This window comes from Pseudomonas sp. H1_D04, assembly GCF_054683855.1.
The window spans coordinates 5,743,130-5,769,767 of record NZ_CP162826.1 but is presented as its reverse complement, the minus strand read 5'-3'; the positions used below and the strand labels follow the sequence as shown (position 1 = coordinate 5,769,767).

Annotated in this window: 30 protein-coding genes and 2 pseudogenes; 27 read left to right on the top strand and 5 right to left on the bottom strand. The window is 58.0% G+C overall.

The window, feature by feature from the left end; genetic code table 11:
• Positions 1-19: 19 nt before the first annotated feature.
• On the bottom strand, positions 20-229 hold the full coding sequence (locus tag AB4N82_RS26735; RefSeq protein ID WP_320399541.1) for a hypothetical protein: 210 nt from the start codon (positions 227-229) through the stop codon (positions 20-22).
• A 73-nt stretch (positions 230-302) separates the two neighbouring features.
• Between AB4N82_RS26735 and AB4N82_RS26730 the strand changes: the two genes are divergently transcribed.
• The 7 genes and pseudogenes from AB4N82_RS26730 (at position 303) to AB4N82_RS26700 (ending at position 5,791) form a co-directional block, all read left to right on the top strand.
• A complete protein-coding gene (locus tag AB4N82_RS26730) occupies positions 303-935 on the top strand; it encodes a putative metallopeptidase (RefSeq protein ID WP_460103859.1) in 633 nt (210 codons plus the stop codon).
• Positions 935-1,456 (top strand): HNH endonuclease, encoded by a 522-nt coding sequence (locus AB4N82_RS26725; RefSeq protein WP_427584162.1) that lies wholly within the window; start codon positions 935-937, stop codon positions 1,454-1,456. Before AB4N82_RS26730 ends, AB4N82_RS26725 begins: the two co-directional genes overlap by 1 nt.
• Positions 1,455-1,535 (top strand): annotated as a pseudogene (locus AB4N82_RS26720) (putative metallopeptidase); the annotation flags it as partial. The gene AB4N82_RS26725 and the pseudogene AB4N82_RS26720, both read left to right, overlap by 2 nt.
• Before the next feature lie 31 nt (positions 1,536-1,566).
• Positions 1,567-2,028, top strand: a complete 462-nt coding sequence (locus tag AB4N82_RS26715; protein ID WP_122681617.1) for a DUF2280 domain-containing protein — start codon at positions 1,567-1,569, stop codon at positions 2,026-2,028.
• The gene (locus AB4N82_RS26710) at positions 2,015-3,316 is read left to right on the top strand and encodes a terminase large subunit domain-containing protein (protein ID WP_460103857.1); all 1,302 of its coding nucleotides are present in this window, start codon (positions 2,015-2,017) and stop codon (positions 3,314-3,316) included. The genes AB4N82_RS26715 and AB4N82_RS26710 overlap by 14 nt, the downstream gene beginning before the upstream one ends.
• The gene (locus AB4N82_RS26705) at positions 3,313-4,731 is read left to right on the top strand and encodes a DUF4055 domain-containing protein (RefSeq protein ID WP_460103855.1); all 1,419 of its coding nucleotides are present in this window, start codon (positions 3,313-3,315) and stop codon (positions 4,729-4,731) included. The genes AB4N82_RS26710 and AB4N82_RS26705 overlap by 4 nt, the downstream gene beginning before the upstream one ends.
• A complete protein-coding gene (locus AB4N82_RS26700; RefSeq protein ID WP_460103853.1) occupies positions 4,706-5,791 on the top strand; it encodes a minor capsid protein in 1,086 nt (361 codons plus the stop codon). Before AB4N82_RS26705 ends, AB4N82_RS26700 begins: the two co-directional genes overlap by 26 nt.
• 2 nt (positions 5,792-5,793) lie before the next feature.
• On the opposite strand, the gene AB4N82_RS26695 is transcribed toward AB4N82_RS26700, so the two are convergent.
• Positions 5,794-6,312 carry a hypothetical protein gene (locus tag AB4N82_RS26695; protein WP_139238014.1) on the bottom strand — a complete coding sequence of 173 codons (519 nt, stop codon included), beginning with the start codon at positions 6,310-6,312 and terminating at the stop codon, positions 5,794-5,796.
• A 132-nt stretch (positions 6,313-6,444) separates the two neighbouring features.
• Between AB4N82_RS26695 and AB4N82_RS26690 the strand changes: the two genes are divergently transcribed.
• The 16 genes and pseudogenes from AB4N82_RS26690 to AB4N82_RS26615 all read left to right on the top strand — a co-directional run bounded on the left by AB4N82_RS26690 (position 6,445) and on the right by AB4N82_RS26615 (position 18,553).
• Positions 6,445-7,173 carry a hypothetical protein gene (locus AB4N82_RS26690; protein ID WP_093546469.1) on the top strand — a complete coding sequence of 243 codons (729 nt, stop codon included), beginning with the start codon at positions 6,445-6,447 and terminating at the stop codon, positions 7,171-7,173.
• A 12-nt stretch (positions 7,174-7,185) separates the two neighbouring features.
• Positions 7,186-8,151, top strand: coding sequence for a major capsid protein (locus AB4N82_RS26685; protein WP_042572010.1), 966 nt, complete (start codon positions 7,186-7,188; stop codon positions 8,149-8,151).
• A gap of 47 nt (positions 8,152-8,198) precedes the next feature.
• A complete protein-coding gene (locus AB4N82_RS26680; protein ID WP_460103850.1) occupies positions 8,199-8,783 on the top strand; it encodes a hypothetical protein in 585 nt (194 codons plus the stop codon).
• A 59-nt stretch (positions 8,784-8,842) separates the two neighbouring features.
• Positions 8,843-9,346 carry a DnaT-like ssDNA-binding protein gene (locus AB4N82_RS26675; RefSeq protein ID WP_179179078.1) on the top strand — a complete coding sequence of 168 codons (504 nt, stop codon included), beginning with the start codon at positions 8,843-8,845 and terminating at the stop codon, positions 9,344-9,346.
• Positions 9,347-9,382: 36 nt separating this feature from the next.
• Entirely contained in the window at positions 9,383-9,580 is a 198-nt protein-coding gene (locus AB4N82_RS26670; RefSeq protein WP_179179077.1) for a hypothetical protein, read from the top strand.
• 46 nt (positions 9,581-9,626) lie between these two features.
• Complete coding sequence (locus tag AB4N82_RS26665; RefSeq protein WP_179179076.1) at positions 9,627-9,995, top strand: hypothetical protein; 369 nt, start codon at positions 9,627-9,629, stop codon at positions 9,993-9,995.
• Positions 9,992-10,648: a hypothetical protein gene (locus AB4N82_RS26660; RefSeq protein WP_122763707.1), complete on the top strand. Its 657-nt coding sequence runs from the start codon at positions 9,992-9,994 to the stop codon at positions 10,646-10,648. Before AB4N82_RS26665 ends, AB4N82_RS26660 begins: the two co-directional genes overlap by 4 nt.
• A complete protein-coding gene (locus tag AB4N82_RS26655; protein WP_460103847.1) occupies positions 10,645-11,064 on the top strand; it encodes a phage tail terminator-like protein in 420 nt (139 codons plus the stop codon). The genes AB4N82_RS26660 and AB4N82_RS26655 overlap by 4 nt, the downstream gene beginning before the upstream one ends.
• A gap of 83 nt (positions 11,065-11,147) precedes the next feature.
• Positions 11,148-11,797, top strand: a pseudogene (locus tag AB4N82_RS26650) (DUF2625 domain-containing protein).
• A 185-nt stretch (positions 11,798-11,982) separates the two neighbouring features.
• Complete coding sequence (locus tag AB4N82_RS26645) at positions 11,983-12,639, top strand: phage tail protein (RefSeq protein ID WP_181640075.1); 657 nt, start codon at positions 11,983-11,985, stop codon at positions 12,637-12,639.
• Positions 12,640-12,642: 3 nt separating this feature from the next.
• On the top strand, positions 12,643-13,023 hold the full coding sequence (locus AB4N82_RS26640; RefSeq protein ID WP_032877397.1) for a phage tail assembly chaperone: 381 nt from the start codon (positions 12,643-12,645) through the stop codon (positions 13,021-13,023).
• A gap of 47 nt (positions 13,024-13,070) precedes the next feature.
• Positions 13,071-13,340: a DUF1799 domain-containing protein gene (locus tag AB4N82_RS26635; protein ID WP_181640074.1), complete on the top strand. Its 270-nt coding sequence runs from the start codon at positions 13,071-13,073 to the stop codon at positions 13,338-13,340.
• Positions 13,337-16,684: a phage tail tape measure protein gene (locus tag AB4N82_RS26630; RefSeq protein WP_460103844.1), complete on the top strand. Its 3,348-nt coding sequence runs from the start codon at positions 13,337-13,339 to the stop codon at positions 16,682-16,684. The genes AB4N82_RS26635 and AB4N82_RS26630 overlap by 4 nt, the downstream gene beginning before the upstream one ends.
• Positions 16,684-17,022, top strand: a complete 339-nt coding sequence (locus tag AB4N82_RS26625; RefSeq protein ID WP_181640073.1) for a phage tail protein — start codon at positions 16,684-16,686, stop codon at positions 17,020-17,022. Before AB4N82_RS26630 ends, AB4N82_RS26625 begins: the two co-directional genes overlap by 1 nt.
• A gap of 11 nt (positions 17,023-17,033) precedes the next feature.
• Positions 17,034-17,786: a phage minor tail protein L gene (locus AB4N82_RS26620; protein WP_460103842.1), complete on the top strand. Its 753-nt coding sequence runs from the start codon at positions 17,034-17,036 to the stop codon at positions 17,784-17,786.
• A gap of 2 nt (positions 17,787-17,788) precedes the next feature.
• A complete protein-coding gene (locus AB4N82_RS26615) occupies positions 17,789-18,553 on the top strand; it encodes a C40 family peptidase (protein WP_460103840.1) in 765 nt (254 codons plus the stop codon).
• Positions 18,554-18,698: 145 nt separating this feature from the next.
• Here the strand turns inward: AB4N82_RS26615 and AB4N82_RS26610 are convergent, their stop codons facing one another.
• Together AB4N82_RS26610 and AB4N82_RS26605 are read right to left on the bottom strand one after the other, a co-directional pair.
• A complete protein-coding gene (locus AB4N82_RS26610; RefSeq protein ID WP_460103839.1) occupies positions 18,699-19,286 on the bottom strand; it encodes a hypothetical protein in 588 nt (195 codons plus the stop codon).
• Between the two features lie 261 nt (positions 19,287-19,547).
• Entirely contained in the window at positions 19,548-20,108 is a 561-nt protein-coding gene (locus tag AB4N82_RS26605; RefSeq protein WP_122526843.1) for a fasciclin domain-containing protein, read from the bottom strand.
• A gap of 213 nt (positions 20,109-20,321) precedes the next feature.
• Between AB4N82_RS26605 and AB4N82_RS26600 the strand changes: the two genes are divergently transcribed.
• Entirely contained in the window at positions 20,322-20,885 is a 564-nt protein-coding gene (locus AB4N82_RS26600) for a hypothetical protein (protein WP_460103836.1), read from the top strand.
• 104 nt (positions 20,886-20,989) lie between these two features.
• Here AB4N82_RS26600 and AB4N82_RS26595 read toward each other — a convergent pair whose 3' ends face one another.
• Positions 20,990-21,295, bottom strand: coding sequence for an NIPSNAP family protein (locus AB4N82_RS26595; protein ID WP_122681605.1), 306 nt, complete (start codon positions 21,293-21,295; stop codon positions 20,990-20,992).
• 133 nt (positions 21,296-21,428) lie between these two features.
• Here AB4N82_RS26595 and AB4N82_RS26590 point away from each other — a divergent pair, with 133 nt between their 5' ends.
• The 3 genes from AB4N82_RS26590 to AB4N82_RS26580 are packed head-to-tail and all read left to right on the top strand — an operon-like array spanning position 21,429 to position 26,075.
• Positions 21,429-21,779, top strand: coding sequence for a hypothetical protein (locus AB4N82_RS26590; RefSeq protein ID WP_460103834.1), 351 nt, complete (start codon positions 21,429-21,431; stop codon positions 21,777-21,779).
• Between the two features lie 58 nt (positions 21,780-21,837).
• Positions 21,838-22,449 (top strand): tail assembly protein, encoded by a 612-nt coding sequence (locus tag AB4N82_RS26585; protein ID WP_460105177.1) that lies wholly within the window; start codon positions 21,838-21,840, stop codon positions 22,447-22,449.
• A 59-nt stretch (positions 22,450-22,508) separates the two neighbouring features.
• Positions 22,509-26,075: a TipJ family phage tail tip protein gene (locus tag AB4N82_RS26580; protein ID WP_460103832.1), complete on the top strand. Its 3,567-nt coding sequence runs from the start codon at positions 22,509-22,511 to the stop codon at positions 26,073-26,075.
• Positions 26,076-26,638 lie beyond the last annotated feature (563 nt).

Genomic DNA, 26,638 nt, shown 5'->3' with positions numbered 1-26,638 from the left:
TGAGTGCGGCACTGATGGATCATTTTTTGTCTAGTGCTGCCTGAATGGTGTCTGCGTACGCAGACAGATTGTCAAGCTCCAGTTTCAAGACGCCGCCAGTTGTGTTGTTGAGGACACGGACGGCGATCAACTCAAGTGCTGCGGAAACGGCATACGCTCGCTTTGCCGAAGCGTCAGTTGCTTGCGAGTAGGCCGTTGAAGGGAAACCGACTTTGGTAGGCTCAGACATGTTGCTTTCCTTGCGTCAATTGGATTTGCATAAATACCGGCAACCTGCCACTAATTCAAGTCAAGGTTGAACGATGGATAGGCCAATGCCCACGCCGTCGCTGCTTCAGCTGAGCGACTTATCCGACTTCGGCATTCGCCTAACGCCGGCCCCTGAGGTGTGGGAATGGCTCCAATCCGAGATCCTTGCCGACACCGGCAGCATTCATAACGAAGACCATGCCCATCTACTGGATGCAGACATCCGGGTCATGTGGGCTTCTTCGAGCTTCGCCAAGCAGGGTCGTACGGTGCTGGGCCAGGCCGAGCAGGTAGCGTTCCGCGCCGGCGGCTGGCAGAAAGCACGGATGGAGCAACAGATGCGTGATTGGTTCGGCGATGTGCCGGCCTTCATCATCACCTTGGCTGCTGACTACTGCGCCCAGTGCAGCGATACCGACTTCTGCACCTTGGTTGAGCATGAGCTCTATCACATCGCTCACGCCAACGATAAGTGCGGCCAGCCAGCCTTCACAAAGGAAGGCGCGCCCAAGCTTGAGATGCGCGGCCACGACGTCAACGAGTTCGTTGCCATCGTTGAGCGATATGGCGTTGGCGCGCCAGATAGCGATGTTGCGCGAATGGTCGAAGCGGCCAAAAAACCACCATCCGTTAACCGGGCCTCTATAGCGAGTGCTTGCGGTACCTGCTTGATGAGGGCTGTGTAGTGGAAGAGCAGTGGAAGACGATTCAAAACTACCCGGACTACGCGGTAAGCAACCTGGGTCGAATCAAGCGCCTCACGACCAGGACGTGCGCGAAGGCAGGCACAATATTAAAGACACCTGGCCGCAGTAAGGCTCGACCATACCTGAGTGTCGATCTCTGCTACCCGGGAGGCAAGCGCACTGAGCTTGTTCATCGGCTCGTAGCGATCGCATTTCTGGGTGAGCCGCCGTTTCATGGCGCTGAGGTTAATCATATTGACGCCGACAGGGGAAACGCAGCCGTCTTCAACTTGGAATGGGTTACGTCTTCGGACAATCAACACCACTCCTATGAGCATGGGTTGCAGACGGCAAAGGGCGAATCTAACGGACAAGCCAAACTGAAAGAGGGTGAGGTGCTGGAAATGCGAGCGCTTCACTCAACATCAGGCGTTGATGTTGAAACTCTTGCTGAGCTCTACGGCATCCATAAGAGAACGGCCCTTGATGTGGTTCGCCGCAAGTCGTGGGCGCACATCTGATGCTGCACACAATCCTGCCGAGGTGGGGAAATTGAACATTGCGAGGGCCTGCGGAACCTGTCTGCTCAAGTTGGCCTGATGTAAGACAGGCGTGAGACGGAATCTAACTTATGGCAGCCCTGAAAAATGAGGTGAAGAGCTTCATCGTTCAGGCTTTGGCGTGCTTCGACACCCCAAGCCAGGTCTCACAAGCGGTGAAGCAAGAATTTGATGTAGATGTAACCCGCCAGCAGGTTGAGCAGCATGACCCGACAAAGCGCGCCGGCTCCCATCTGGCGCTCAAGTGGCAGACCCTCTTTCACGACACCCGTAAGCGGTTCCGCGAAGAGACAGCTGACATCCCGATCGCCAACCGCGCCTTCCGTCTCCGTGCCATGAACCGCTTCGTGGAGAGGGCCGAGTCGATGAAGAACATTGGTCTGGCTATGCAGATCCTGGAGCAGGCCGCGAAAGAAACCGGCGACATCTACGTCAATCGAGCGCGGAAGGAGGAGGCGGGCGACGAACCGGTAATTCCGACTCGGATTCAGGTCGACGTGGTTGATGCGAGGAAACCGAATGCCGAGCCTTAATGTTCCGCAGGCTCAGTTCCTCACGCTGCCCCACAAGTTTCGTGCTTTCGTTGCTGGGTTCGGCTCGGGGAAAACATGGGTGGGATGCTCGGCACTCAGCAAGCACTTCATGGAGTGGCCCGGCGTCAACGCTGGGTACTTCGCGCCGACCTACCCGCAGATCCGGGACATCTTCTATCCGACCATGGATGAAGTGGCCTATGACTGGGGGTTGAAGACCAAAATCAACCAGGCGAACCACGAGGTTCACATCTACAGCGGCAGGCAGTGCCGCGGCACTGTGATTTGTAGGTCTATGGAGAAGCCTCAGACCATCGTTGGCTTCAAGATCGGTCACGCTCTGGTGGATGAGCTGGACGTGCTGACGGCCGTCAAGGCACAGCAGGCCTGGCGCAAGATCATCGCCCGGATGCGCTACAACCTGCCCGGGCTGAAGAACGGGGTGGACGTCACCACGACGCCGGAAGGCTTTAAGTTCGTCTTCCTGCAGTTCGTGAAGCAGCTCCGCGACAAGCCGTCGCTCAAGGAGATGTACGGCCTGGTGCAGGCCAGCACCTTCGACAACGAGCTCAATCTGCCGGATGACTACATCGCCTCCCTGATGGAGTCGTATCCGCCGCAGCTGATCATGGCGTACCTCAAAGGCCAGTTCGTCAACCTGACGTCCGGCACGATCTACACGGCCTATGACCGCAAGCTCAACGGATGCTTCGACACCGTGCAGCCCGGCGAGCCGCTGTTTATTGGGATGGACTTCAACGTCGGCAAGATGGCGGCAATCACCCACGTCAAACGTGACCAGGGGCTGCCCAGAGCAGTAGATGAGCTGATCGATGGCTACGACACGCCCGACATGATCCGTCGGATCAAAGAGCGCTACTGGCAGCACGACGGCAACGACTTCAAGAAGACCTGCGAGATCAGGATCTACCCGGATGCCTCGGGCGACTCGCGCAAGTCCGTGAACGCCAGCATCACCGACCTTGCCATGCTCAAACAGGCCGGGTTCGCGGTCATCGCTCCAGCTGCAAACCCGCCGGTGAAGGATCGAATCAACGCAATGAACGCCGTCTTCTGCAATGCGCAGGGCGAGCGCCGCTACCTGATCAATTCGCTCACCTGTCCGACCTATGCCGATGGCCTGGAGCAACAGGTGTGGGGCGCGAACGGGGAGCCAGATAAAACCGCAGGCATCGATCACGCGAACGACGCCGGCGGCTACTTCATCCACCGCGAGTATCCGATCATCAAACCGGTCACCGCTATCAAAATGGGATACGCCCGATGAGCAATGACGTCTCCTTCAAGCGGGCGGAATACACTGCAGTGCTGGACCGCTGGGCGACCGTTCGTGACGTCTGCGCCGGCCAGCACCGGGTAGTCGATCGGCTGCCTTACATCAACGCGCACGACAAGTCGCCGGAGAACGTAGACCGGAACAGGGCTTACCGCGAGCGGGCGGTGTTCAAGAACGCCACCGGGCACACCCGAAACGGGCTGCTGGGTCTGGCCTTCCATAAAGATCCGACCCTCGCGGTACCGAAGAAGCTGGAATACCTGCAGGACAATGCAAACGGCTCCGGTGTCAGCATTTACCAGCACTCCCAAGGCACGCTGGAGAAGGTGCTTGAGGCTGGGCGCCACGGGTTGTACGTCGACTATCACCAAGACGACGGCATCGGCGGTCACTCTGTGATCCTTTCCTATTGCGCAGAAGACATCATCAACTGGCGCACGGGTATGGTGAACGGCCACAGCGTGCTGACGCTGGTGGTGCTGCGCGAGTCGCCGGAGATACCGGAAGGTTTTGGCTACAAGACAGCTGAGCAGTACCGGGAACTGGCGCTGGAGGAAGACGGCTTTGTTTGCCGGGTTTGGCGCCGGTCCGGACCAAAGGGTGGCGGCCCACTAGAGGTCATTGAAGAATTTAGGCCTGAAGGTGTCACTGGGCGCTTCAAAGAAATCCCGTTCACCTTCGTCGGCGCACAGAACAACGACCCAAGCATCGACGAGTCGCCGCTGTACGACATCGCCATGATCAACCTGGGTCATTACCGGAACAGCGCCGACTACGAAGACAGCGTCTTCTGGTGTGGCCAGGCTCAGCCGTGGATCTCTGGTTTGGATGAGCAGTGGCGCGACTGGATGGAGAAGAACGGTGTTTATGTAGGCTCCCGGGCACCGATGATGCTGCCAGCTGGCGGCCAGTTCGGTTACGCGCAGCCCTTACCCAATACGCTGGTCAAAGAGGCGATGGCCGATAAGAACCAGATGATGATTGAACTGGGCGCACGGATGGTGGTGGCGTCACTTGCCACCAAGACAGCTACCGAGTCACGCGGCGATCAGTCGGCATCCACATCGGTGCTCGCTGGTTGTGTGGCAAACGTCAGCGAGGCATACACGCGAGCCATCATGTGGTGCTGCGCCTACATGGGCGTTGCTGACAAGAAGGTCACCTACCAGGTGAATCAGGAGTTCGTCGAGCTCACGGCTGATCCGCAGATGATCACAGCCTTGGTTGGCTTGTGGCAGAACGGCGGCTTCGCGAAGGCGGATCTTCGGGCGTACCTACGCAAGCTTGGGCTGATTGCGCCAGAGCGAACAGACCTGCAAATCGATGGCGAGCTGGAAGAGCAGGGCGACGGCCTGGACCTGGACGACGAGGACAAACCAAATGGCGGTAAATCCGGCAGTACTTGATGCCACGATCCGGCACGCGGTCTTTCTCGAAAAGCTCAAGGCTGGGGAGGTCGGCAAGTTCGCTCCCTTTCTCAAGGAGATTGACCGCTCAATTCGCGACCGGCTGACCCAGTCGGACCTGACCGGGTACAGTGTCAAACGCCTCAAAGCGCTGCTGAAGGAAGTGGATAGTCTGCTGCTGGGCATCTTCGACCGCTACAGCGCGCAACTGAACCTCGACCTGGTAGATATCGCCAACTACGAGGCTGAGTTTGAGGCGACCAGCATTGCCAGATCGGCGCCGGTAGGTGTGTCGCTGGATGTAGTCGCGCCGACGGCCGCTGCAATCCGGACCGCAGTGCTGACGAACCCGCTCAGCGTGCGTGGCAACGGCGGCGGGAAGCTGCTGAAGGCCTTTATCAAGGGCTGGACCAGCGCCGAGCGTGAGCGTGTCACCGGCACAATCCGGCAGGGGTTCTTCGAAGGGCAGACGAACTTTCAGGTCATCCGCAACATTCGCGGTACCAAGGCGGCAGGGTACAAAGACGGTATTCTCGCTACCACCAACCGCAACGCCAGCACGGTCGTGCACACCGCGATTCAGCATGTGTCGTCCCAGGCGCGCATGGAGGTCGCCAAGGCCAACACGGATATCGTGCAAGAGATCCAGATGGTGGCCACGCTGGACAGCAAGACCAGCCAGCAATGCCGCTCGATGGACAAGCGCAAGTTTCCGGTCGATTCCGGGCCACGGCCGCCATTCCACCCGAACTGCCGCACCACCTTCATTCTGTTGACCAAGCTCAGCTTGATGTTCGCCAAGGGCGCTACGCGCGCCTCTGTGGGCGCCAATGGCGGTCTACAGGTGAGTGCCGACCTCGATTACTACCACTGGCTTCAGCAGCAGCCTGCTTCGTTCCAGGACGTCGCCATCGGCCCCGTCCGGGGCAAGCTGTTCAGGGAGGGCGGGTTGACCGTTGAGCGTTTCGCCGAGCTGCAGCTTGATCGCAACTTCGCACCGCTAACTCTGGCGCAGATGAAGGGGCTAGAGCCTTTAGCATTCGAAGCGGCAGGAATGTAATGTCAAGAGCTGACGCATTTCGATCTCTCGGCCTCAAGGGTTTTCATAAGTTCGAAATACAGTTTTGGCCAATGGCGAGCCGCGCTTTCTAATTTCTTATAAACACTTGCCTTTTCTTCGTCGGACACATTGAGGGTTTCACGCATTGCGTTGGATACCTCGAGGGTTTGTACGGAGATTTCTGGTGCATATACAGAAACCATAAATGCGTTTTTCATAAGGGTCTCAGCTCGCTCGTTCCAGCCAGCGTCGTCCCTCAAAGGGCTATAGGCGTAGGTTGTAATGCTTGCGATGCTTTTGAGAAATGCATCTCCTTTGGCTCGAAGAGTGTCCTCGTGCTTATCCACTCGCTGAACGCAATTCTGTATGCGGTTCTGATTGAGGGTGTCATTGCTCGCCATCAGTGTAATTGCGGAGCTACCAAGGGCTCCGATAAGCGCGATTACTGAAGTAACGACCGCTACCGTTATCGTTTCTGGTAGAGAAAAGAAACGACCTTTCCGCAAAAGAGGCTGGCCCATCGTCATCCTTATTCATATTGCCAAGTGGCTTCGGGCGGATATTCACAGCCCAAAACTTTGAACACAACCCGCTTCGGCGGGTTTTTTTATTGCCTGCAAAGTGGGCCGACTCAACCCAAGGGGTGCATCAACGTGGCAGAAGAAAACGAAATCGACCTGGAAAACCCGGCAATCAAGGCCGCTATCGCGACTGCCGTTGAAGCATCCGTTTCGGGTTTGAAAACCAAGAACTCGGAGCTGTTGGGCAAGCTGAAGGAAACCTCTGGCAAGCTCACCCAGTTCGAAACTCAGTTTGAAGGCATCGACATTGATGCAGTGAAAGGCCTGCTCAGTCGTGCTGGCCAGGACGAAGAAACCAAGCTGCTGACCGAGGGCAAGGTCGACGAGGTCTTCAACCGCCGCACTGAGCGCCTTCGCGGTGACTACGACAAGCAGCTGAAGACCATCAGCGAGCGTGCCGAGAAAGCTGAGTCCTTCGCTGCCAAGTTCCAGGGCAAAGTCCTGGGCGACTCGGTACGTGGTGCTGCTTTGAAGGCGGGCGCGCTGCCCGAAGCAACCGACGACATCATCCTGCGCGCCAAAGGCGTGTTCACCCTTAACGAAGATGGCGATGCAGTCGCCGTCGATGAATCCGGCCAGGTCATCCTCGGTAAAGACGGCAAGACCCCTCTGACTCCGCTCGAATGGGCGGAATCTCTGCGCGAAAGCGCACCCCACCTGTGGCCCAGGGCTTCAGGGACATTTGCCCCGGGCGGGGGTGGCGGCAAGGCTGCATTCAAGCGCTCCGAAATGACCTCCGAGCAGAAGCGCGACTTCCAGCGCAAGCACGGCCAAACCGCATATCTGCAATTGCCCAAGTAAGGGGATTGACCCATGGCTACAACCGTAAATAGCGACCTGATCATCTACAACGATGAGGCGCAAACCGCATACCTGGAGCGTGTCCAGGACAACCTGGATGTGTTCAACGCATCGTCGAATGGCGCGATGGTGCTGGACAACGAACTGATCGAAGGCGATTTCCGCAAGCGTGCTCTCTACAAGCTGAACGGATCGCTTGAACACCGTGACGTCAACTCTGACGGAAAGGTTACCGCCAAGAAGATCAGCGCCGGCGAAGCTGTGGGCGTCAAGGCTCCATGGAAGTACGGTCCGTACCAGACCACCGAAGAGGCGTTCAAGCGCCGCGGTCGTCCGGTCGAGGAGTTCTCCCAGATTGTCGGCGCCGACGTTGCTGACGCGACCCTTGAAGGCTTCATCCAATACGCAACTGCTGGTCTGCGCGCGGCCATCGGCTCCAACGCTGACATGGTGGTTTCGGCCAACATCGAAACCGACGGCAAGAAGACGCTGACTCGCGGCATGCGCAAGTTCGGCGATAAGTTCGGTCGGATCGCACTGTGGGTCATGCACTCCAGCGCCTACTTCGACATCGTTGACGAAGCCATCACCAACAAGATCTACGAAGAAGCTGGTGTCGTGATCTACGGCGGCCTGCCTGGCACCCTGGGCAAGCCTGTACTTGTGACTGACACCGCACCGGCGGACGTGATCTTCGGTCTGCTGCCAAACGCCGTAACTATTACCGAATCCCAGGCCCCGGGCTTCCGTTCATACGAAGTGAACGACGAAGAGAACCTGAGCATCGGCTACCGCGCTGAAGGTACTGTGAACATCGATGTGCTGGGTTACAGCTGGAAAGCCACCACTGGCGGTTCCAACCCGACCCTGGCCGCGGTCGGTTCCGCTGCCAACTGGGTCAAGCACGCGGGCAGCAACAAGGTCACCGCTGGCGTGATGATCACGCTCACTGCAACGCCTCCGGTTACTGGCGGCTAAGCATCGAACTCAACGCGCGGTCAGCGATGGCCGCCTTGGAGAAACACATGGAACTGACTTACAGCAACCAGCTGAGCGGCTTCGACCCGGAGAAGCGTTACCGCAATCCGGAACACTTCGATAAGCCCGAAGCCGGCGTGACCAGCGTGCTGGTGATTGGCGATTGGCCAAGCGTGGTCGACGCATACGAAGCAGCCGGCATTGACGTGTCGGTGAAGGAAGCCAAGCGGGTGCAGATTGTTGGTGCGGGCAACCAGGCCGAACTGGAAAAGGTGATCGCGGCTTTGCGGGCTGAACATGGAACGATCGAGATCCTGATTGGTGGCCTTGAGGCTGGCGAAATCCACCGTCCAGAGGCTGGTGAACTGGCGTTGCGCCTGTTCGAAGTGCTGGGAACCATCCATGCCTCAGTAGGTGACCTGACTACTGAGCGTGACGGCCTTGCCTTGACTGTCGACGCACTGCACGGCGAGGTTGAAGCGCTGAAGAAGGCCGCCACCACACCGCCGGCGGATGAGGCCACTCAAATCGAGGCGCTGAAAGCCAAACTCGATGAAGCCAATGTCCAGTACCGGGCCAACGCTTCGAAAGAATCCCTGGAAAAGCTCGTCGCTGAGCTGCCCAAGGAGTAATACTGCTGGCTGTTGGTGATCCGGCGGCTAATCTTCAAACCATTCCAGCGAGTTAACGCATGACACTCATCATCGAGGACGGCACCGGCAAGCCTGACGCCGAAAGCTACGCGAGCGCCGAGGATCTGGCCATGTATGCCGTGAAGTTCGGCACGGTCATCCCCGCTGGTGTTCCCGAGCAGGAAGCGCTGCTGCGCCGGGCCGCCCTGGCGATGGATGGCATGACCTGGAAGGGGCGCAAGACCAGTAGCGAGCAGGGTCTATCCTGGCCGCGCCGGGAAGTGCTGCTGGATCATGAGATCAAGCCGAACAACTACCTGCCCGCGCGTATCCAATACGGCCAAATGGCCCTGGCTGCTGAGATTCATCAGGACGACATAGACCCGATCGACAAGCGCAAAGGCGCGGTAACGCTGGAGCGTGTCGAAGGCGCGGTGACTCGCGAGTACGCGACTATTCCGAACACCAGCGGCCGACTGCTGCCGGCGGCGCCTGATCGCCCGAGCGCTACGCAGTTTGCTGATTACCTTCTTAGGCGGGGCTTGTTTGCGGTACGTGCGTAGTGGTAGCTTTTTGCCTCGCTTATGGAGGAGTGACTTATGACTGCCAAGTTGTTTAATAGTGATACCGCCGCATGGGACAGATTTGCTGCTGCTGCGCTATCCGTAGTAGTCGACGGTAACGAATCGCCTGATCAAGCGGCGACAGCAGCTGCTCTTCTTGCAGACAAGCTCCTAGAGGAGCGTACGAAGCGGACGAAGGCGGCTTCAGACTACCTTTCAAGAAAAACCGAGTAAATCGAAGCCCAGCCATCGCGCTGGGTTTTTCATATCTGGAGCCACCATGGCCTTCTACGACGAAATAGCCGTGATGGCTCTGGAGATGATCACAGAGTTCGGCCAGCCTGTGACTATTAGCAAGACTGAGCCGGGAGAGTACGACCCGGAGACGGGCGGCGAAGCGCCAGGCGCAACCGTCAAGCAAATTGCCCAGGGCATTCTGCTCGACTTCACCGGCCAAGAATTCCAGAACAACAGCCTGATCAAACAGGGCGACAAGAAGCTCAAGATCGCCGCGAAGGGCTTGGCCTGGGTGCCTGGCCTGCTCGACAAGGTGGTCGCCCAAGGCCGCACCTGGTCTATCGTGCCTCCGCTGAAAGAGATCAACCCGGCCGGCACGCCCATCCTGTATGAGCTGCAGGTGCGCACATGACTAACAAGTACGCCAGCATGAACGGCAGCTTCGCCGAGAACATTCGCGACTTCGCCGAGCGAGCGAAGGGCGGCATAGATGCGACCATTCGCGAGATCGTCATCGAGATCGGCAGCAGCGTCATCCGCATGTCGCCGGTGGGCAACCCTGAGATCTGGGCGGCGAACGTCGCTCACCGTCAGGCGAACACCCGCGCAGCCGATGACTACGACTTCAAGGTCGCAGTGCGCAACACGATCATCAACCTCAACGAATCGAACTTCACCAAAGCTGGCAAGCTGCGGCGCGGCGTGAAATATGCCAAACCCCTGACAAAGACCGAGCGCGACCACAACTTCAACGTGAACGGCCTGGTGGCCGGCAAGGATTACGTCGGCGGGAGGTTTCGAGGGAACTGGCAATTCTCTATCGGCACTCCGGCTGAAGGCACGCTTGATCAAGTCGACCCGGCCGGCGGTGTGACCCTGGCCAAGCTCCGCTTGCAAGTGCAGGCGCTCACGGCTGGCGAGACAGCCTACATCGTGAACAATCTTCCGTACGGCATCCCGCTGGAGTACGGGCATTCGACCCAGGCCCCTGGCGGAATGGTCCGGATAACCCTTGCCCGCTTCCAGCAAATCGTCGACGAAGCCACAAGGAACAACCAGGTATGAGCCACGCCATTATCGCGTCCATTTACGAGGCCAAGCTGATTGCCTGGAGCAAGACCCGGGTGGAGCCGATCAAAGTTGTGTTCGAAAACGTCCAATACGACCCGGCCGACGGAGAGACCTATCTGCGGGCGTTCTTGCTCCCGGGCGATACTGCGAGCAGCACGCTCGCCGGCGACCACCGGGCTTTCATCGGCGTCTACCAGATCAGCATTGTGGTCCCGGCCGGCACCGGCAAGACCAAGACGAACCCGCTTGTGGTTGAGTTGGTTGGTCTGTTCCGGCTGTATGCCCGAGACACGAAGAGCGGCGTCACAGTGGTCACAATGTCGCCAGTGGAGCAGGGGCCTGGGATTACCGACGCAGCGACATACATGGTTCCGGTCTCTTTCGAGTATCGAGCCGATACCGGCTTATAGCTGGTTTGTTAGTGCCCACCGAGCCTCAATCCTCGGTATTGCCTATGTGGCTATAATCGGTTCCTTTTTCCAAGGACCGGCAGATGACAAGTTTGGAAGACCTAATAGACAGCCGAGACCCCGCGCTACCCCTCATTGAAAAAATGTTGGGAGCGGCTACTTTGAGCTATCAGTTACTCCCCCGTCCACCGAGAGTGGCCGCGTTCTTTCTAGCCTACAAGTCACGACTAGATCGACGTTGGGGGCGATTGCCTACGAGACAGGTGGTCTACTCATCGACCATGGTTGGTTGCGCGTGCTCGGCTCCGGGCATCCCCAATTGTCCCGAAATCTTGTCGATTGGAACAACGGGCGTGCCGATGCTTATTTGCTGGTCGCCGACGATGCTGCTGGAGGGTTCTTTTCCATTAATGGCGGCGGTCTGGGCGATGATGTAGGAGCGATGTATTACTGGGCACCCGATACATTACGGTGGGAGCAGTTGGACATCGGTTATACCGACTTTCTTGGTTGGGCCTTAAGCGATCGGCTCGCTACTTTTTACGACGGCCTGCGCTGGGATGGCTGGCGTAGTGACCTGCAGGAACTGAGAGCAGATCAGTGCTTTTCATTCTTTCCGTTTCTCTGGACTCGGGAAGGCTCAATCGACGAAAGCAGCCGCACGCTGATCGATGTCGGTGAGCAGTTTGAGATAAACGTCGAGTTGGCTCGCAAACTCGACAAACCAGATTGAGGGGTAAACTGAGCTCCCTGCGTCCTTCACTCAACGAGTGCTACTCCTACATAGAACATTCAGCTTCTGGGATGTTGCCTTACGAAGAATAGCTAGTCAGCTGTATCGGCATCCTCCGCTCCTACGGTTTACCAATGAACCCGCCTCTGTGCGGGTTTTGTCATTTCTGAAAAGAGGAAACACCCATGGCCGGCATCCAAATGCCCAACGGAGCCACCCTTGAGATTGCATCGACTTACGGCGTTGCAATCCCGTTCACTGCGCTGACCAATGCCAATCCGGCAATCGCAACTGCTGCAGCCCATGGCCTGGCCGAGGGCGATGTAGTAGCCGTCAATTCCGGCTGGACTCGCCTCGACGGTCGCGGCGTCCGGGTTGGGGAGATCGCCAGCGGCACATTCGCGCTGGAGAGCGTCAATACGACCAGCATTCAACAGTATCCCGCGGGCTCGGGGATTGGTTCCGTTCGCGAGGTAACAGCCTTCACCGAGATCTCGCAGATTACTGAGATGAATTCCAGTGGTGGTGATCAGCAGTTCCTAACCTTCGGCTTCCTGGCTGACGATGATGATCGCCAGATGCCGACCACCAAGAACCCAATCACGCTGACCTTCACAGTCGCTGATGATCCGTCCAAACCTTACGTGGCGGTGTGTGAAGCTGCTGACGACGACAAGCAGGCTCGCTTGCTTCGCCTGAACCTGCCGGGCGGCAGCAGCATCATCTACAACGGCTATGTCTCGATTACCGCAACGCCGACCATGTCCCGGAACAACCTGATGACCCGTGTTATCAGCCTGGCACTGACCGGTCGCCCAACCCGCTACGCGGCCACGGTGTAATCCATGGCCAAGTTCAAATTGATCCAGAAGCCGACCTTCAAGGCGCCGGTGATGATTCAGCGCGCCGGCTACAACGCCGAAAAGGTGGAGTTCGAGTTTAAGTACTTGGACCGTACTGCGCTCGCCGAGCTGTACACCGGCTGGAACGAGCGGCACGACGAACTGGGCAAGCAGGTCGGCGACATGGACCTCAAAGCTTTCACCGCCGCCCAGATCGCACTGCAAGCAGACCAGTTGCTGGATGTGGTGGTGGGCTGGGATATCGAAGAGGAATTCACGCCTGAAAACGTGCGCATCCTCGTCAACTCGATCAACTCGGCGCCCAAGGCGGTACTGAATGCGTACGCCGAAGCCTTCAGCGAAGCCCGCCTGGGAAACTCCTAAGCGCCTCCCGCGCGCTGTATGAACCCGGGCCGTCAGATGCAGATCTGATGGCCTTCGGTTTATCGCGCCAGGACATCCCCGACAAGGAAGTCGGCATCTGGCCGGACAACTGGGAGGCCTTCAAAGTCTTCGAGGCCATGAGCACCCAGTGGCGCACAGGCGCGTGCGGCGCAACAGGCATGGACTACAGCGTTCTCTCCGGTGTGATTCGGATGTGTGGCGTACCGCTCAGCCAGCGACAAACTATTTTCAGCGACTTCCGGCGGATGGAGGCTGAAGCCTTGCAGGTGATGGCGGAACAGAGAGAAAACAAATGAGCACCAATTTCGCTTCCCTGGGCATTGCGGTCGAGTCGTCGCAGGCCGCAAAGGCTGCTGATGATCTGGATAAGCTGGTCGATTCCGCTGAAGGCGCCCAGAAGGCCATTGATGGCCTGGGCAAAACGGGCGAAGGCCTGGCCAACACCGGTAAAAAGGTTTCCCAGGCTGAAGCGGACGTTGCGCAAAGCATCGATAAATCCACGGCGGCCAGGGATCGGCAAGCTGGAGCAAGTCGCAAGGCAGCTGACAGCGCAGTAGCGGAAATCTCCGTCATCAGTCAGCTCGACAAGGCGATGACGGGCAATATCTCGAGCATGGAGTCGCTGGTTCAGGCCGAAGGCTTGCTGGAGCGCGCCCGCAAGGGCGGCTTGGTCACCATCGAGGAGCAGGCGAAGTACCAGGATCAACTGGGAAAGGCTTACGACAAGATTGAAAAGGCGGAAGCCAAAGAGCTGACTCAGAAGCAAAAGCTGATCGAGGCTGAGAATCGCCAGATTGAGGCACTGAAGCGCACCGTTAACGGTATTGATCCAGTGACCGCCAAGTTGGCGAAGCTGGAGGCTCAGGAGAAGGCGCTAAACGACCTGCACAAAGCTGGGCAGATTGATGCCGAGCGCTATAACGAAGCGCTGGCCAAGATCGGCAAGGACCGAGCGGGCCTGACTGAAGCCACGGGCGCGTTCGACAAGCTAAAGCTAGGCACTCGCCAAGCTCAAGAGAACGTCTTGCAGCTCGCCAATGCCATTCAGGCGGGTGATCTGGGCAGCGGTGCGCGCGCGATCGCTCAACTGGGCGCTGGCGCCGGTGAATCGGCGAAAAGCCTCGCAGGGATGCTGATCCCGGCCGGCCTTTTGGTTGCTGTCATTGGGTCGCTGGGCTACGCCTACTTCGATGCAATGAAGCAGGCTCGCGAGTTCAACGCCGCGATCAATGGCGGTACGAATGGTGCCGGGCAGACCATCGCCAGCCTGAAGGACATGGCCGAAGGCGCCGGGCGCGTCACCGGTAACCTGTCCGGCGCGCGTGAGGCAGTGGTTTCGCTTGCATCCGGAGCAGCTACCAGCGGCACGCAGATGCGTAACCTGGCTGAAGCCGCAGCGGCCGTGAGTGAAGTCACCGGACAGGGCGCGGGCGAACTCGCCAAATCCTTTGCAACCGCCGGCGAGACCGCAACCGAAGCGGCAGGCAAGATCAGCAGTCAGTATGGGCTGCTCACCCTTGAGCAGTACCAGGTGATCAAAGGGCTGGATGATCAGGGCGACAGTCAGCGCGCTTTGGATGTTCTCAGCGAAGATCTGAACCAGGCCGCACTTACGCGCCTGAAAACCTACGGCGAGTCGCTATCTGACGTAGAGCGCGACTGGGATAACATCAAAACCGCCATCAAAGGAGCATACGCCGAAGTCCGTTCGGAGATATTCCCCGACCTGGCAAAGCAGATCGAGATTACGCAGCGGGTGCTTGATACGCGCAAAAGCGGTGGTTTGGCTGGTGCCATTTCCAATGGTCTCAGCACGCTCAACAGCGCACTTGGTCTTGGTACTGGCGAGCATGACGACTCAACCGAGGCTCTGGAGAAGAAGCTTGCGGGACTGAAATCCCGGCTTGCCACGAGCTCTGCCCAGACTGCTGCAACTGGCGAGGCTACGGATGCCAACCAGAAAGCCATCGAAGCCCAGCGGGCACTGGATGCTCAGCTCGATAACGTGAACCCTCTGGCTAAACGCCAAGCCGGCCTGAAAAAACTCAATGACCAGTTCAAAGCGCTATACGAAAACGCTGAGAAGACTGGTCAGAAGTCGCCGCTGCTCGATGGCGTCAGCTTCGACGGTGCCAAGTTCTCCGGTGGTGCCTATGACAAGCTGCTGAAAGGCCTCGACGATAAAAACAAGGACCCTAAAGGCGGCACGCAGGTCGACCTGACTAGCTTCAACGACGCCAAGAACGAACTGGCGGCGATCAACGACACCTACAAAAACTACCAGAAGGAACTGGATGCGGCACAGAAGGCTGGCCTGCTTTCTGAGGAAGACTATCTGCTGCGGCGCCAGGCTCTGATCGGCAATCAGCTCGACCAAACCACGGCAGCATACGAGGCTGAGATTGCCGCACTGGAAGCGGCCAAGAGCAAGAGGTCCACGTCGGCTGCGCAAAGCATCCAGCTGGACCAGAAGATCGCCGACGCGCGCGCAGGCATGGTCAAGGCGCAGAAGGACGCTGACAGCCAGCTTGAAGTGCTCGCAACCAATGAGACCGGGCGCCTGGCAAAGCAAGAGCGGGCGATCAGTACGTACGTGCAGGCGCTGGGTCAGCAACAGAGAGCCTTGGAGCTGGCGGGCCAGCGCGCAGTGCTCGGCGTAGGGCAGGGCGATCGACAGAACGCGCTCAGCGGCGAGCTGAATAGCCAGCAGGACCGTTTTGCTCAGCAGTCGCTGGAGCTTGCCAACCAGAAGTCCGATCCGTCGCGCAACATGTCGGAGGAAGAGTTCAAGCGGAAGTCGCAGGCTCTTGCTGATGCGAACAAGGCCGCGACGGACCAGATCCGGCAGAACTATGCGGATGTGGAGAATGCCCAGGGCGATTGGACGAAGGGCGCAACTGCTGCGTGGGAAAACTACCTGGATTCTGCGCGTGACATCGCCGGCCAGACCAAGAGCCTTTTCGGCAACGCCTTCAGCTCCATGGAGGACTCGATCGTCAACTTCGCCATGACTGGGAAGCTTTCCTTTGCGGACTTCACCAAGTCGATTTTGGCGGATATGGCGCGTATCGCGACCCGTCAGGCGAGTTCGGCCTTGCTTGGCAGCTTGGTTGGCGCAGCGGCAAGCTACTTCGGTGGTAGCGTTGCTGGCGGCGGTAATGGCATGGCTGCCGGTTCCGCTGGCGCTACATCGTCGAACCTCGGCGCGTCCTCGGCTGGCTACTCCAGCACTTACTTTCCCCAGGCTTTGGGCGGCGCATGGTCGGGCGGTGTGCAGATGTTCGCCGACGGCGGCGCGTTCACGAATTCCATCGTGAGTAAGCCAACCTCGTTTGGCATGGCGAACGGTGACATGGGGATAGCAGGCGAGGCCGGACCAGAGGCGATCATGCCTCTCACCCGAACATCCAGCGGAAAGCTTGGCGTTATGGCCATGGGCGGGGGCGCTACGGGAGGTACGCAGATCAATGTCGAGGTGCACATCGATGGCGAGGGTAACGCCTCGTCCTCGGCTGATGCTCCCGGCTATGACCTGTTCGGCAAGGAGCTGGCCGCGTTCGTTGAGCAGAAATACCAGCAGATGCGCAACAAAGACATGGGCCAGGGTGGCGTCATCAACAAAGCAATTAAGGGGCGCTGATGGCTATCGAACGATTCACCTGGGCGACGGAGAAGGGCGCGGAGGGTGATATAGCCCACCGCGTTCGCTCCAAGCAGTTTGGCGATGGCTACGAGCAGTCGGTCGAGGATGGCCTCAACAACCGGTCGCAGTCCTGGCCGGTGACCTTCACCGGTTTGAAGGGGCGCATCAAGGACATCATGGCGTTTCTCGACCGGCACAAAGGGGCGAAGGGCTTCCTGTGGGAGCCGCCCCTAGGTGAGCTTGGCCTCTACAAATGCAACGGCTACAAACCTGTGCACCGTGGCGGCCAGGTCTACGCCATCACCGCGACCTTCCAGCAAACCTTTCACCCTTGAGATAACAGCCCATGGCACTGATCACGGACATCCAGAAACTGGAGCCCGGCGGCGAGATTCGCCTGTTCGAAATTGACGGTACCGAATACGGCGCCGATTACCTGCGCTTCCACGGTCACGCTATCCCGCACACGCCAGAGGAATTGCTGGCCTACGAAGGCTCTGAAGAGGATCTGCCCGCCAAGTCGATCATCTGGCAGGGCCAGGAGTACGCCGCCTGGCCGGTTCAGATTGAGGGGATCTCTTCGAGCAGCGATGGCACCGCCTCTCGACCGACCTTCGCCGCCGGCAACGTCAACGGGCGTGTCACTGCGCTTTGCCTGGCCTTCGAGGACATGCTCAAGTTCAAGCTGACGGTCCGTGAGACGTTGACCCAATACCTGGACGCGGCGAACTACCCTGACGGCAACCGAACTGCGGACCCGACCCAGGAGGCGCTGGAGATCTGGTACATCGACCAGAAAACCAGTGAGGACGGCGAGGCAGTGGTCTGGGAGCTTTCCTCCCCTGGCGAGATCGATAACCACGGGCTTCCCGGGCGGCAAATGACCACGTTCTGCCACTGGGCCATGACCAACGGTTACCGGGGGCCGGACTGTGGCTACACCGGCGCGGCCATGTTCGATGACGAGGACAACCCAACAGACGATCCGTCGAAGGATCAGTGCAAGGGCTGCCTGTCGTCCTGCAAGCTGCGCTTCGGCGAGAACAACGAACTGTCCTTCGGTGGATTCCCTGCCGTTTCCCTGATTGCCCGGAGTTGACCATGCGTAAGCAAATCATTGCGGCCATCCAGGATCACGCGGCAGCTCAGTACCCGAAAGAGTGTTGCGGGCTGCTGCTGGCCATCGGACGCAAGCAGAAGTATTTCCCGTGCCGGAACATCGCCACGGAGCCGAACGAAGAGTTCCGGATGGATCCAGAGGACTACGCCGCGGCGGAAGACCTGGGTGAGGTGATCGGCATCGTTCACTCGCACCCGGACGCTACCAGCCGGCCTTCGCCGCATGACTTGGCTATGTGCGAGACCACGGCCTTGCCCTGGCACATTTTGTCCTGGCCCGAGGGCGACATGCGCACGATCACGCCCACGGGCAGCACGCCGCTGCTCAATCGCCCGTTCGTGCATGGGGCCTGGGATTGCTGGCAAGTCTGCGCTGACTGGTATCAGCGTGAATGGGGTTTAGAGTTCGAAGCCTTCCAGCGCACCGATGGCTGGTGGGAGAGCGCGGAGAACGCAAGCCTATACGAGCAGAACTACGAGGCGGCCGGATTTGTACGCGTCGACCGACCGCAACGCGGCGACATGATCGTTATGCAGGTTGGCCGCACCGTTCACCCGAACCATGCCGGGATCTACCTGGGCACTGATCCGGCGCTACCTGGCGAAGAGTCGGGCGCGTTCGGTCCAGGCCCGTTCCTGCTGCACCACCTGTACGGCAGATCGTCCGAGATCATCGTCTACGGCGGCCCTTGGTATGACCGAACGTGCCTGATCCTCAGGCATAAAGACGCAAGAGAACCAACATGATTTGAACGGAGACTTGCGATGGACGACGTTCGTTTGAGCAACTGCAGGCCAACCTTTTGCGCCGAGGATATTCCCGTATCAGTAGCGATGGTCGACGCTGGCCTGGCCGTACTTGAGGAGACAGATGATTGGCCGATTTCCAGGTCTAGGGTCGAAAGAGCTTTTCAGGAGATGTGCCTGTGCGGATTTTTAGAATCTGAGCGCGCGTCCTGACACCTCGGAGGATTTCGCCATTTGCTGAAATCGCCTGCAGAATTCTCATGAGCTTCAGGCACTGATCTCTTAGCTCGCTGATTTTGAGTGTTGCGTTGGATCTATTGTCGCTCTTTGGCTTAATCAAATCGGTTAACGACGCTGTTGGACCTTCATTTAGCCCCCATTGCCAATGCACTATTTTATGTCTAAGGCTGCTGACATTGTCGAACGCCTTCAGCGCGAAAAGCAGGTCGTCTGCTGCTTGTTGGTCCTGGGCTTTAGAGTCAGATATTCGCCCTTGAACGTATCTGATCATCCCCGCCATTGAGATATTGGCTTCAACTGATAGCTTCTGTGCTTCTGCCGCTGGCATCTTGAGGTAAAAGGCAAAAAGGTCCGATATTTGCCATTCGACCGCGGAGTAATTCACGATGAACTGTCCCATCGCGTGCAGGTGTTCATCCGAAGGCCCTACGTCGTACTGGCGCTTCCAGTCGATAGTGAAGGGCTCTCTTGGCTCAAAATCGCTGTCGCTCAAATCAACCTCCTTGTCATAGGTGCGCCGATATTGGCGCAACCCCAGTCCTTGGGCTTGCAGGCGAAGGACTGGGAAATCCTTGCATGAAGGCAGGAGGCTACTATCGGAAGGATTGTTGGCGTTACTGAGGATTCGTACAGCTGGTTTCGCATTGATGTAAAACAGTGCTACGACATTTCTGAACCATGAAGTTTCATGTAATGAGGTGCCTGTGTGTTTAAACACCCGGCAAACTGGGAGTCTGCCGGGACTGACGAGCTATTAAGGCATTAAGACCGAATCTACAACGTGGATCACGCCGTTGGACTGCATCACGTCTGCGATGCTGATGCCAGCCTTACCGCCTTTGGCATCTACCACCCACAGCTTGCCGTCATGCAGCTTGATATTTAGCGATTCACCTTGAACTGTTTTCAACACCACGGTGCCGCCGTTCTTTTTGGCATCCGCCATCAGTTGCGCCGATGTGTGAGTGCCAGGCACGACGTGATAGGTCAAAATTTTAGTCAGATCGGCTTTGTGTTCAGGCTTTACCAGTGTATCGACGGTCCCTGCTGGCAGCTTGGCAAAGGCTTCGTTCGTTGGGGCGAATACAGTGAAAGGGCCTTTGCTGTTAAGCGTATCGACCAATCCGGCAGCCTTGACTGCAGCTACCAGCGTCGTGTGGTCCTTAGAATTGACCGCGTTCTCGACAATGGTTTTGCTTGGGTACATCGCTGCACCTCCGACCATCACTGTATCGGCGGCAAAGCTGAGCGTGGCAGTGACGGAGAGGATCGCGAAGCAGGCTGCAGCAGCAAGTTTTTTGTAAAAGGCGTGCATGGTGTATCTCCTTGGCTCTTATGCCCTCCGAGTGAGGGTATTGAATCTACGAGCCAACGATCAAAGTGGATGCACCTTTTCAAAAAATAGCTTTTACAGCTCAACGCCTGTCGCTTTCACTGGCATTCTATCCACGCAGGATGCCTGGACAAGTCCGGGGTACAGTGCTTGAAGTCCAAGTTTCACTATCCACCTGAATCGCAAGGATGCCCAATGCGTAAAATCTTGATAGCCCTGTGGCTAACTATTCCCACGCTCCTGCTGCCTGGCTGCTCAGCTGTGTCGACGTTCGACAAGTATGCATCCTTGCGCTTTTATGAATTGACTCGAACGAACGTTCAGTACAATTACTTTGATGGCAAGTCAGGCATGCTGAGTTCTAATCCCAACTTTCGGAATAGAATGCTGCCCGCACGGATTGCCGACAACAATCAGTGGATAGACTTCACTGATGACATGGGGCGAGTCATAAAGACGTTTGGAAATACTCTACATCGCGACACATTTCCAGCTGGACTGGAGCCGATCAAAGAGTTTGTTGCCTGGAGTCAGCTTCCGCCAATGCAGCGCCTGAATATGCGCGATACGTTGAATGCCAAGCCTGAGTTCACGTCGATTAAAGCTCGACTTGTTCTTGAGCGCGGCACGGGGGAGCCGCTGCTTGTTTTTACAGGCAGTTCGCTACCTTGGGAGACAGCCCCGCAGTATGCGATCGACAAAGTTAACGCTGTCAGAATGCTGGTTAATGCCCAGATCTGGTATGAGATTTTGAAGTAGCAGGTTTCCGAGAAAGTCGATGGCAGATCTGGCAGCCCAGCCCCGCGCTGGGCTTTTTGCATCTGGCGGGCATGAAAACGCCCGGCTGGCCGGGCTTGCTGTTTTCAGTCAAGCACTGGACGCATGAAGCTTCTCTCGGAGCTGACAATGAATCTCTTCTCCGCTGCCAAGGCGAAAGTGCTGATGCATTCGGGGTCAGTTTTGGACTCTTCGCGATAACGCTCGTACTCCGCAAGGCTCGGAAAGCTGAAAAGGCAATAGGCGACGTTGCTGGCGCCCTCGGCAGGAAGGAAGTAACCGTGGTGGGTTCCTCCCATGCGGTTGACTATGCCAATCCACAGTTTCGAATAGTGCTCAAAGGCTTCGATTTGATAAGGGTCAATCTGATACTTCAGGTGGCAGGTGATCACGCGAGTCGTCCTTGTCCAGTTTGAATGCGCAGCTTACTGGACATCCATGTGATTGGTAAAACTCGACAAGGTGCTGGGCTTTTTGCATCTGCCCCCCAGTGCTACAGTCCCGCCAAACCATAGAGGGAACGACATGCGGATTTTGATAGCTGCGGTAGCGGTGGTGATGTTGGCGGGGTGTATGCCTCCGACGATGAACGAGGCTCGCCAAGATGGTCCCTACAAGGTTCTGCATTCAAAAAAGTCGGATAAAGACGTCGCGGAATGCGTTCAGTACGAATGGCAAAATCAGGCAATTTTCGGCGGCACGCCAGGTGCAACACTTCAAGCTGGAAGACCTAGCGGCTACACCGTTTTCACAGAGGCCTCTGCTTATTTTGTGGACGTGCAGCCTGAAGGGGCTGGCTCGGTCTCAAAATATTACGTAGTGCTGCCCAACTGGATTGCAAACAAACGATTGGCGGTTCTTCAGGCCTGTCTATAGCAACTAAATGGCTTACAAGGCTCGCTTCGGCGGGCCTTTTTCTTATCCGGAGATTTTTATGGCAGCACTGGCAATCAACTATCAACCCATGACTACGATTTTGCTCTATGGCCAGCTTCGGCAGTTCGGACGCTCTTTTCGAATGGCCGTGAGATCGCCAGCCGAAGCAATCAAGGCGCTATGCGTTCAGATCCCAGGGCTCGAACGGTTTCTGTCCAATGCCAAGTCGAGGGGCGTTGAGTTCGCCGTCTTCCGGGGCGCGACAAACCTTGGTGAAAATGAACTTGGGTTTGCCGGTGTTGGCGACATTCGTATTGCCCCGGTAATTACCGGTAGCAAGCGTGCTGGAGCGTTGCAGACCATCATTGGAGCTGTCCTTATCGTCGTCGGTTTAGTGATCACCGGGGGCAGCTTCGGCACCATGGCACCTTTCGGTTCCGCCCTGATCATGATGGGCGGCTCGATGGTGCTGGGCGGCGTGATCCAGATGCTCAGCCCCCAGGCCGGCGGACTAAAGACCAGCGCTGCGCCAGAAAATACGCCTAGCTATGCCTTCGGCAGCGCCAAGAACACCACAGCGTCGGGTAACCCGGTCCCGCTCTGCTACGGAAAGCGCCGGGTTGGCGGCGCGATCATCAGTGCCGCGATCTACGCCGAAGATCAGATGTAGTGAACAACTCAAACACCGCAGCCGCCCATTAGGCGGTTTTTTATTGCCTGGAGGAAAGCATGGGCGCAGCTCGCAAAATCGACATCCATGGTGCCAAGGGCGGCGAAGAGAAACAAAAAACGCCAACGGAAGCCCCTGACAGCCTGCGCTCGGTCGCTATCGCTAAGATGCTCATCGCCATCGGGGAGGGCGAGTTCGAGGGCACCCCTACCGCGCGCGACATCTACCTCGATAACACTCCGCTGCAAGACCCCCAAGGCAATATGAACTTCCCGAACGTGAAGTGGGAGTGGCGCACGGGGGCGGTGGATCAGACCTATATCCAGGGCATCCCCTCGATCGAGAACGAAACCACTATCAGTATCGAGCTGCGCAGCGGCACACCGTGGGTTCGGGCGATCACCAATACCCAGCTTTCGGCCGTGCGCGTGCGTTTCGCTTGGCCGGCGCTCCAGTCTGTGGATGCCAGCGGCAACATCAACGGTTACCGGATCGAGTACAAAGTTGAGCTGGCCACCGACGGCGGCGCCTACCAGCAGGTGCTTAGCGAAGCGGTCGACGGCAAGAACACCAGCCTTTACGAGCGCACCCGCCGTATCGATTTGCCCAGGGCCACCACCGGCTGGCTGATGCGTATTACCCGGGTGACCATCAACCAGAACAACAACAAAATCTCCGACACGATGCAGATCGCTGGCTTCACCGAGGTGATCGACGCGAAGATTCGGTACCCGAACACCGCGCTGCTCTACATTGAATTTTCTGCCGAGCAGTTCCGTAGCATCCCGGCGGTAACCGTCGAGACTAAGCTGAAGAAGATGCAGGTGCCGAGCAATTATGACCCTGTGTCTCGTACCTACTCGGGCGTTTGGGACGGAACATTCAAGCAGGCCTGGACCGACAACGCGGTTTGGATGACCTACGACATCACCACGGCCGACCGTTTCGGCCTTGGCCGCCGCATCAAACCCTGGATGGTCGACAAGTGGGAGCTTTACCGCATCTCGCAGTACTGCGACCAGTTGGTGCCAGACGGGAAGGGTGGCCAGGAGCCGCGATTCATTTGCAACCTGAACCTGCAGAGCAAGGCTGATGCCTGGTCACTGCTGCGCGATATCTCCGCGATCTACCGGGGCATGACCTACTGGGCCCAAGGCCAGGTGTTCACACTCGCGGATATGCCGCGCGCCACTGACTTCGACTTCGCCTACACCCGGGCGAATGTCATCGATGGCAAGTTCACCTACTCGAGCGCGTCGGAGCGCACCCGCTACACGCGGGCGCTGATCAGCTACGACAATCCGGCGAACAACTACGACACCGACGTCACGGCCGTGACCGACCAGAAGCTGCAGCGGCGCTACGGCGACAATCCGCTTGAGATCAGCGCCATTGGCTGCACCCGTGAATCCGAGGCGCAGCGCCGCGGCAAGTGGGCGCTGCTTACCAACTCGAAGGATCGGGCCGTTACCTTCAAGGTCGGCCTCGATGGACGCATTCCGCTGCCTGGCTACGTGATCCCGATCGCTGACGAATTACTTGCGGGCCGGCCGGTGGGCGGGCGCATCTCGGCGGTTAATGGCAAGGTCTTCACCCTGGACCGCGACACCCAGGCCAAGCCCGGCGATCGGCTGATCCTCAACCTGCCAGACGGCAAGTGTGAGGGCCGTACAGTGCAACTGGTCAGCGGCCGGCAGGTCACCGTCACGGTGGCTTACTCCGTTACGCCAGAGCGCGAACTGGTATGGGCGTTGGATGCTGACGACCTGGCCATCCCGCTTTATCGCGTGGTCAGCGTTGCTCGGCCAGAGCCTGGCGTGTTTGAAATCTCGGCCGTTCAGTACGACCCGAGCAAGTTCGATCACATCGACACCGGTGCTCGGCTGGAAGAGCGGCCATTCAGCGTTGTGCCGATCACTGTCGTTCCTGCTCCGGCGAGCGTAGACATTACGTCGAACTACTCCGTGGATCAGGGCCTGGCGATCAGCACCATGAACATCTCGTGGCCCGCTGTGAACGGCGCGGTCGCGTATGACGTGGAGTGGCGTAAGGACAGCGGCAACTGGATCAAGCTGCAGCGCACTGGCGCGACGAGCGTTGACGTCACCGGCATTTACTCGGGCGCCTATCTGGCCCGGGTGCGCTCGGTGAGCGCGTTTGAAATATCGTCGATCTGGAAAAGCTCCAACCTGACCAACCTGGAAGGGAAGGTTGGCTTACCGCCGGCGGTGGCTTTCCTGCGCACCTCCAGCGAACTGTTCGGCATCAGCATCAAGTGGGGCTTCCCACCAGGTGCAGAGGACACCCAGCGCACCGAGCTCTGGTATGGCCCGGCCAATGATTTGTCGGTGGCCACCAAGCTTGCCGACCTGGCGCATCCACAGGCCGACTATCGCATGCAATCACTGTTGGCTGGCGCAACCCTGTTCTTCTGGGCGCGCCTGGTGGACCGCACCGGCAACGTGGGACCGTTCTTCCCGGTGAGCAATGGCGTGATGGGCAAGGCCAGCTCGAATGCTGCTCCGGTGCTGGAGTTGATCAAGGGCCAGGTCGGCCGCTCGTCGCTTGGCCAAGACATCATTGGCGAGATCGACAAGATCCCTGGCCTGCAAGATCAGATCACCGCTTTGGGAGGGTTGAAGGGGTACAACAAGGACCTCACCTACCTCAAAGGCCAGATGGTGGTGGTAGGGGGGCGGATCTACCAAGCCGCTCAGGCTGTGCCGACCAACAAGCCGGCACCGAATGCCACTTACTGGCTGGATGTTGGCCAGTCGGTAGAGACGGCGAACGGTCTGGCACTGCAGGTCTCCACCAACACCACCGATATCACCAAGCTCGGCGGCGTCGTGACGGCTTCAGCGTCGAGCCTTCAGGCATTGCAGGCGTCTTTCCGGGACGATAACGGGGAGGGCGACCAGATCGACGCGCTCCAGGGTTACAACGCTACGGCCAGTTTCCTGGAGGAGGTTAAGACTCGCGCCTCGCAGAACGAAGCCATGGTGCAGCGTCAGACCGAACTCACCGCGTCGGTGGGCGACGTCGCTGGTACCGTGACAGAGTTGGAGAGTGTCGTAGCTACGGATCGCCAGGCCACGGCCCAGGCCATCCAGCAGATCGGCGTAGAGCTCGGCGAGACCTCAGCGGCGGTTCAAACCGTGAGCCAGGCTCAGGCCGACACGGACGACAAGCTCTCCACCATGTGGTCGGTGAAGATGCAGCTCAACCAAAATGGGCAGTACGTTTATGCGGGAGTCGGACTCGGCATCGAGAACGTAGATGGTCAGTTGCAAAGCCAGTTCCTGGTGAGTGCTGACCGGTTCGCTTTGGTCAACACAATTGAGGGCGGCGCTGTAAGCATCCCGTTCGCAGTGCAGGGCGGGCAGGTTTTCATAAACTCGGCTTTCATCCAAGACGGCACGATCACCAACGCCAAAATCGGCAACTACATTGCGTCCAACAACTATGTTGCGGGTGTTTCTGGCTGGAAGCTGTTCTTCGACGGGACCTTTGAAATCAACAGCTCTTTCGGTGGCCAAGCTCGGCAAGTAATCAATAGCGCGGGAGGTAAGGTCTTCGACGAGAACGGTATCAAACGCTACCAGTGGGGAGACCTTTCCGCATGAACTACGGGGTAAGAGTCTGGGGGCCGACCGGCCTCCTTGAACTGGATGAAAACTCGTTCACCGTTCGGATCGTTTACTCGGAAATTGTTCAAGTTGGTGTTCCAGCACCTGGTCGTACTCGCTACATATCTCTTCCAGGTGTTAACCCCGCCACACATTCCGCCGTCTGCGTTCCGGTCGCTGCTTACGACACGTCCGGACAGAGCTACTACGCGATTCAATATACCCCCGTCGTTGGGGTGGATGGAGTGGTCATATACTTCGGCAATCCAGCAAGATCGAGCGGTCCTCTTGGGCTTTCTCCTCAGCGGCTTTTGGTCATGAGGTATCGCTAATGACGTTTGGTGTAACGTTCACAAACAACAGCGACGTCGTAACCCTTGATTCTGAGTTTGCGAGACTTGTTGTTCTGGAGAAGGGGGCGTGGAGCGGTAACGGATCTGGCGTCTACGTACCATTCTCTAAAGCAATTACAACAAATGAGCCTCCCTTAGTTTTCGTAAGACCGAACCTATCGGTAACTCTATGTTTTTGTGTGGTGCAGGGATCGGCTGGAGCTTGGA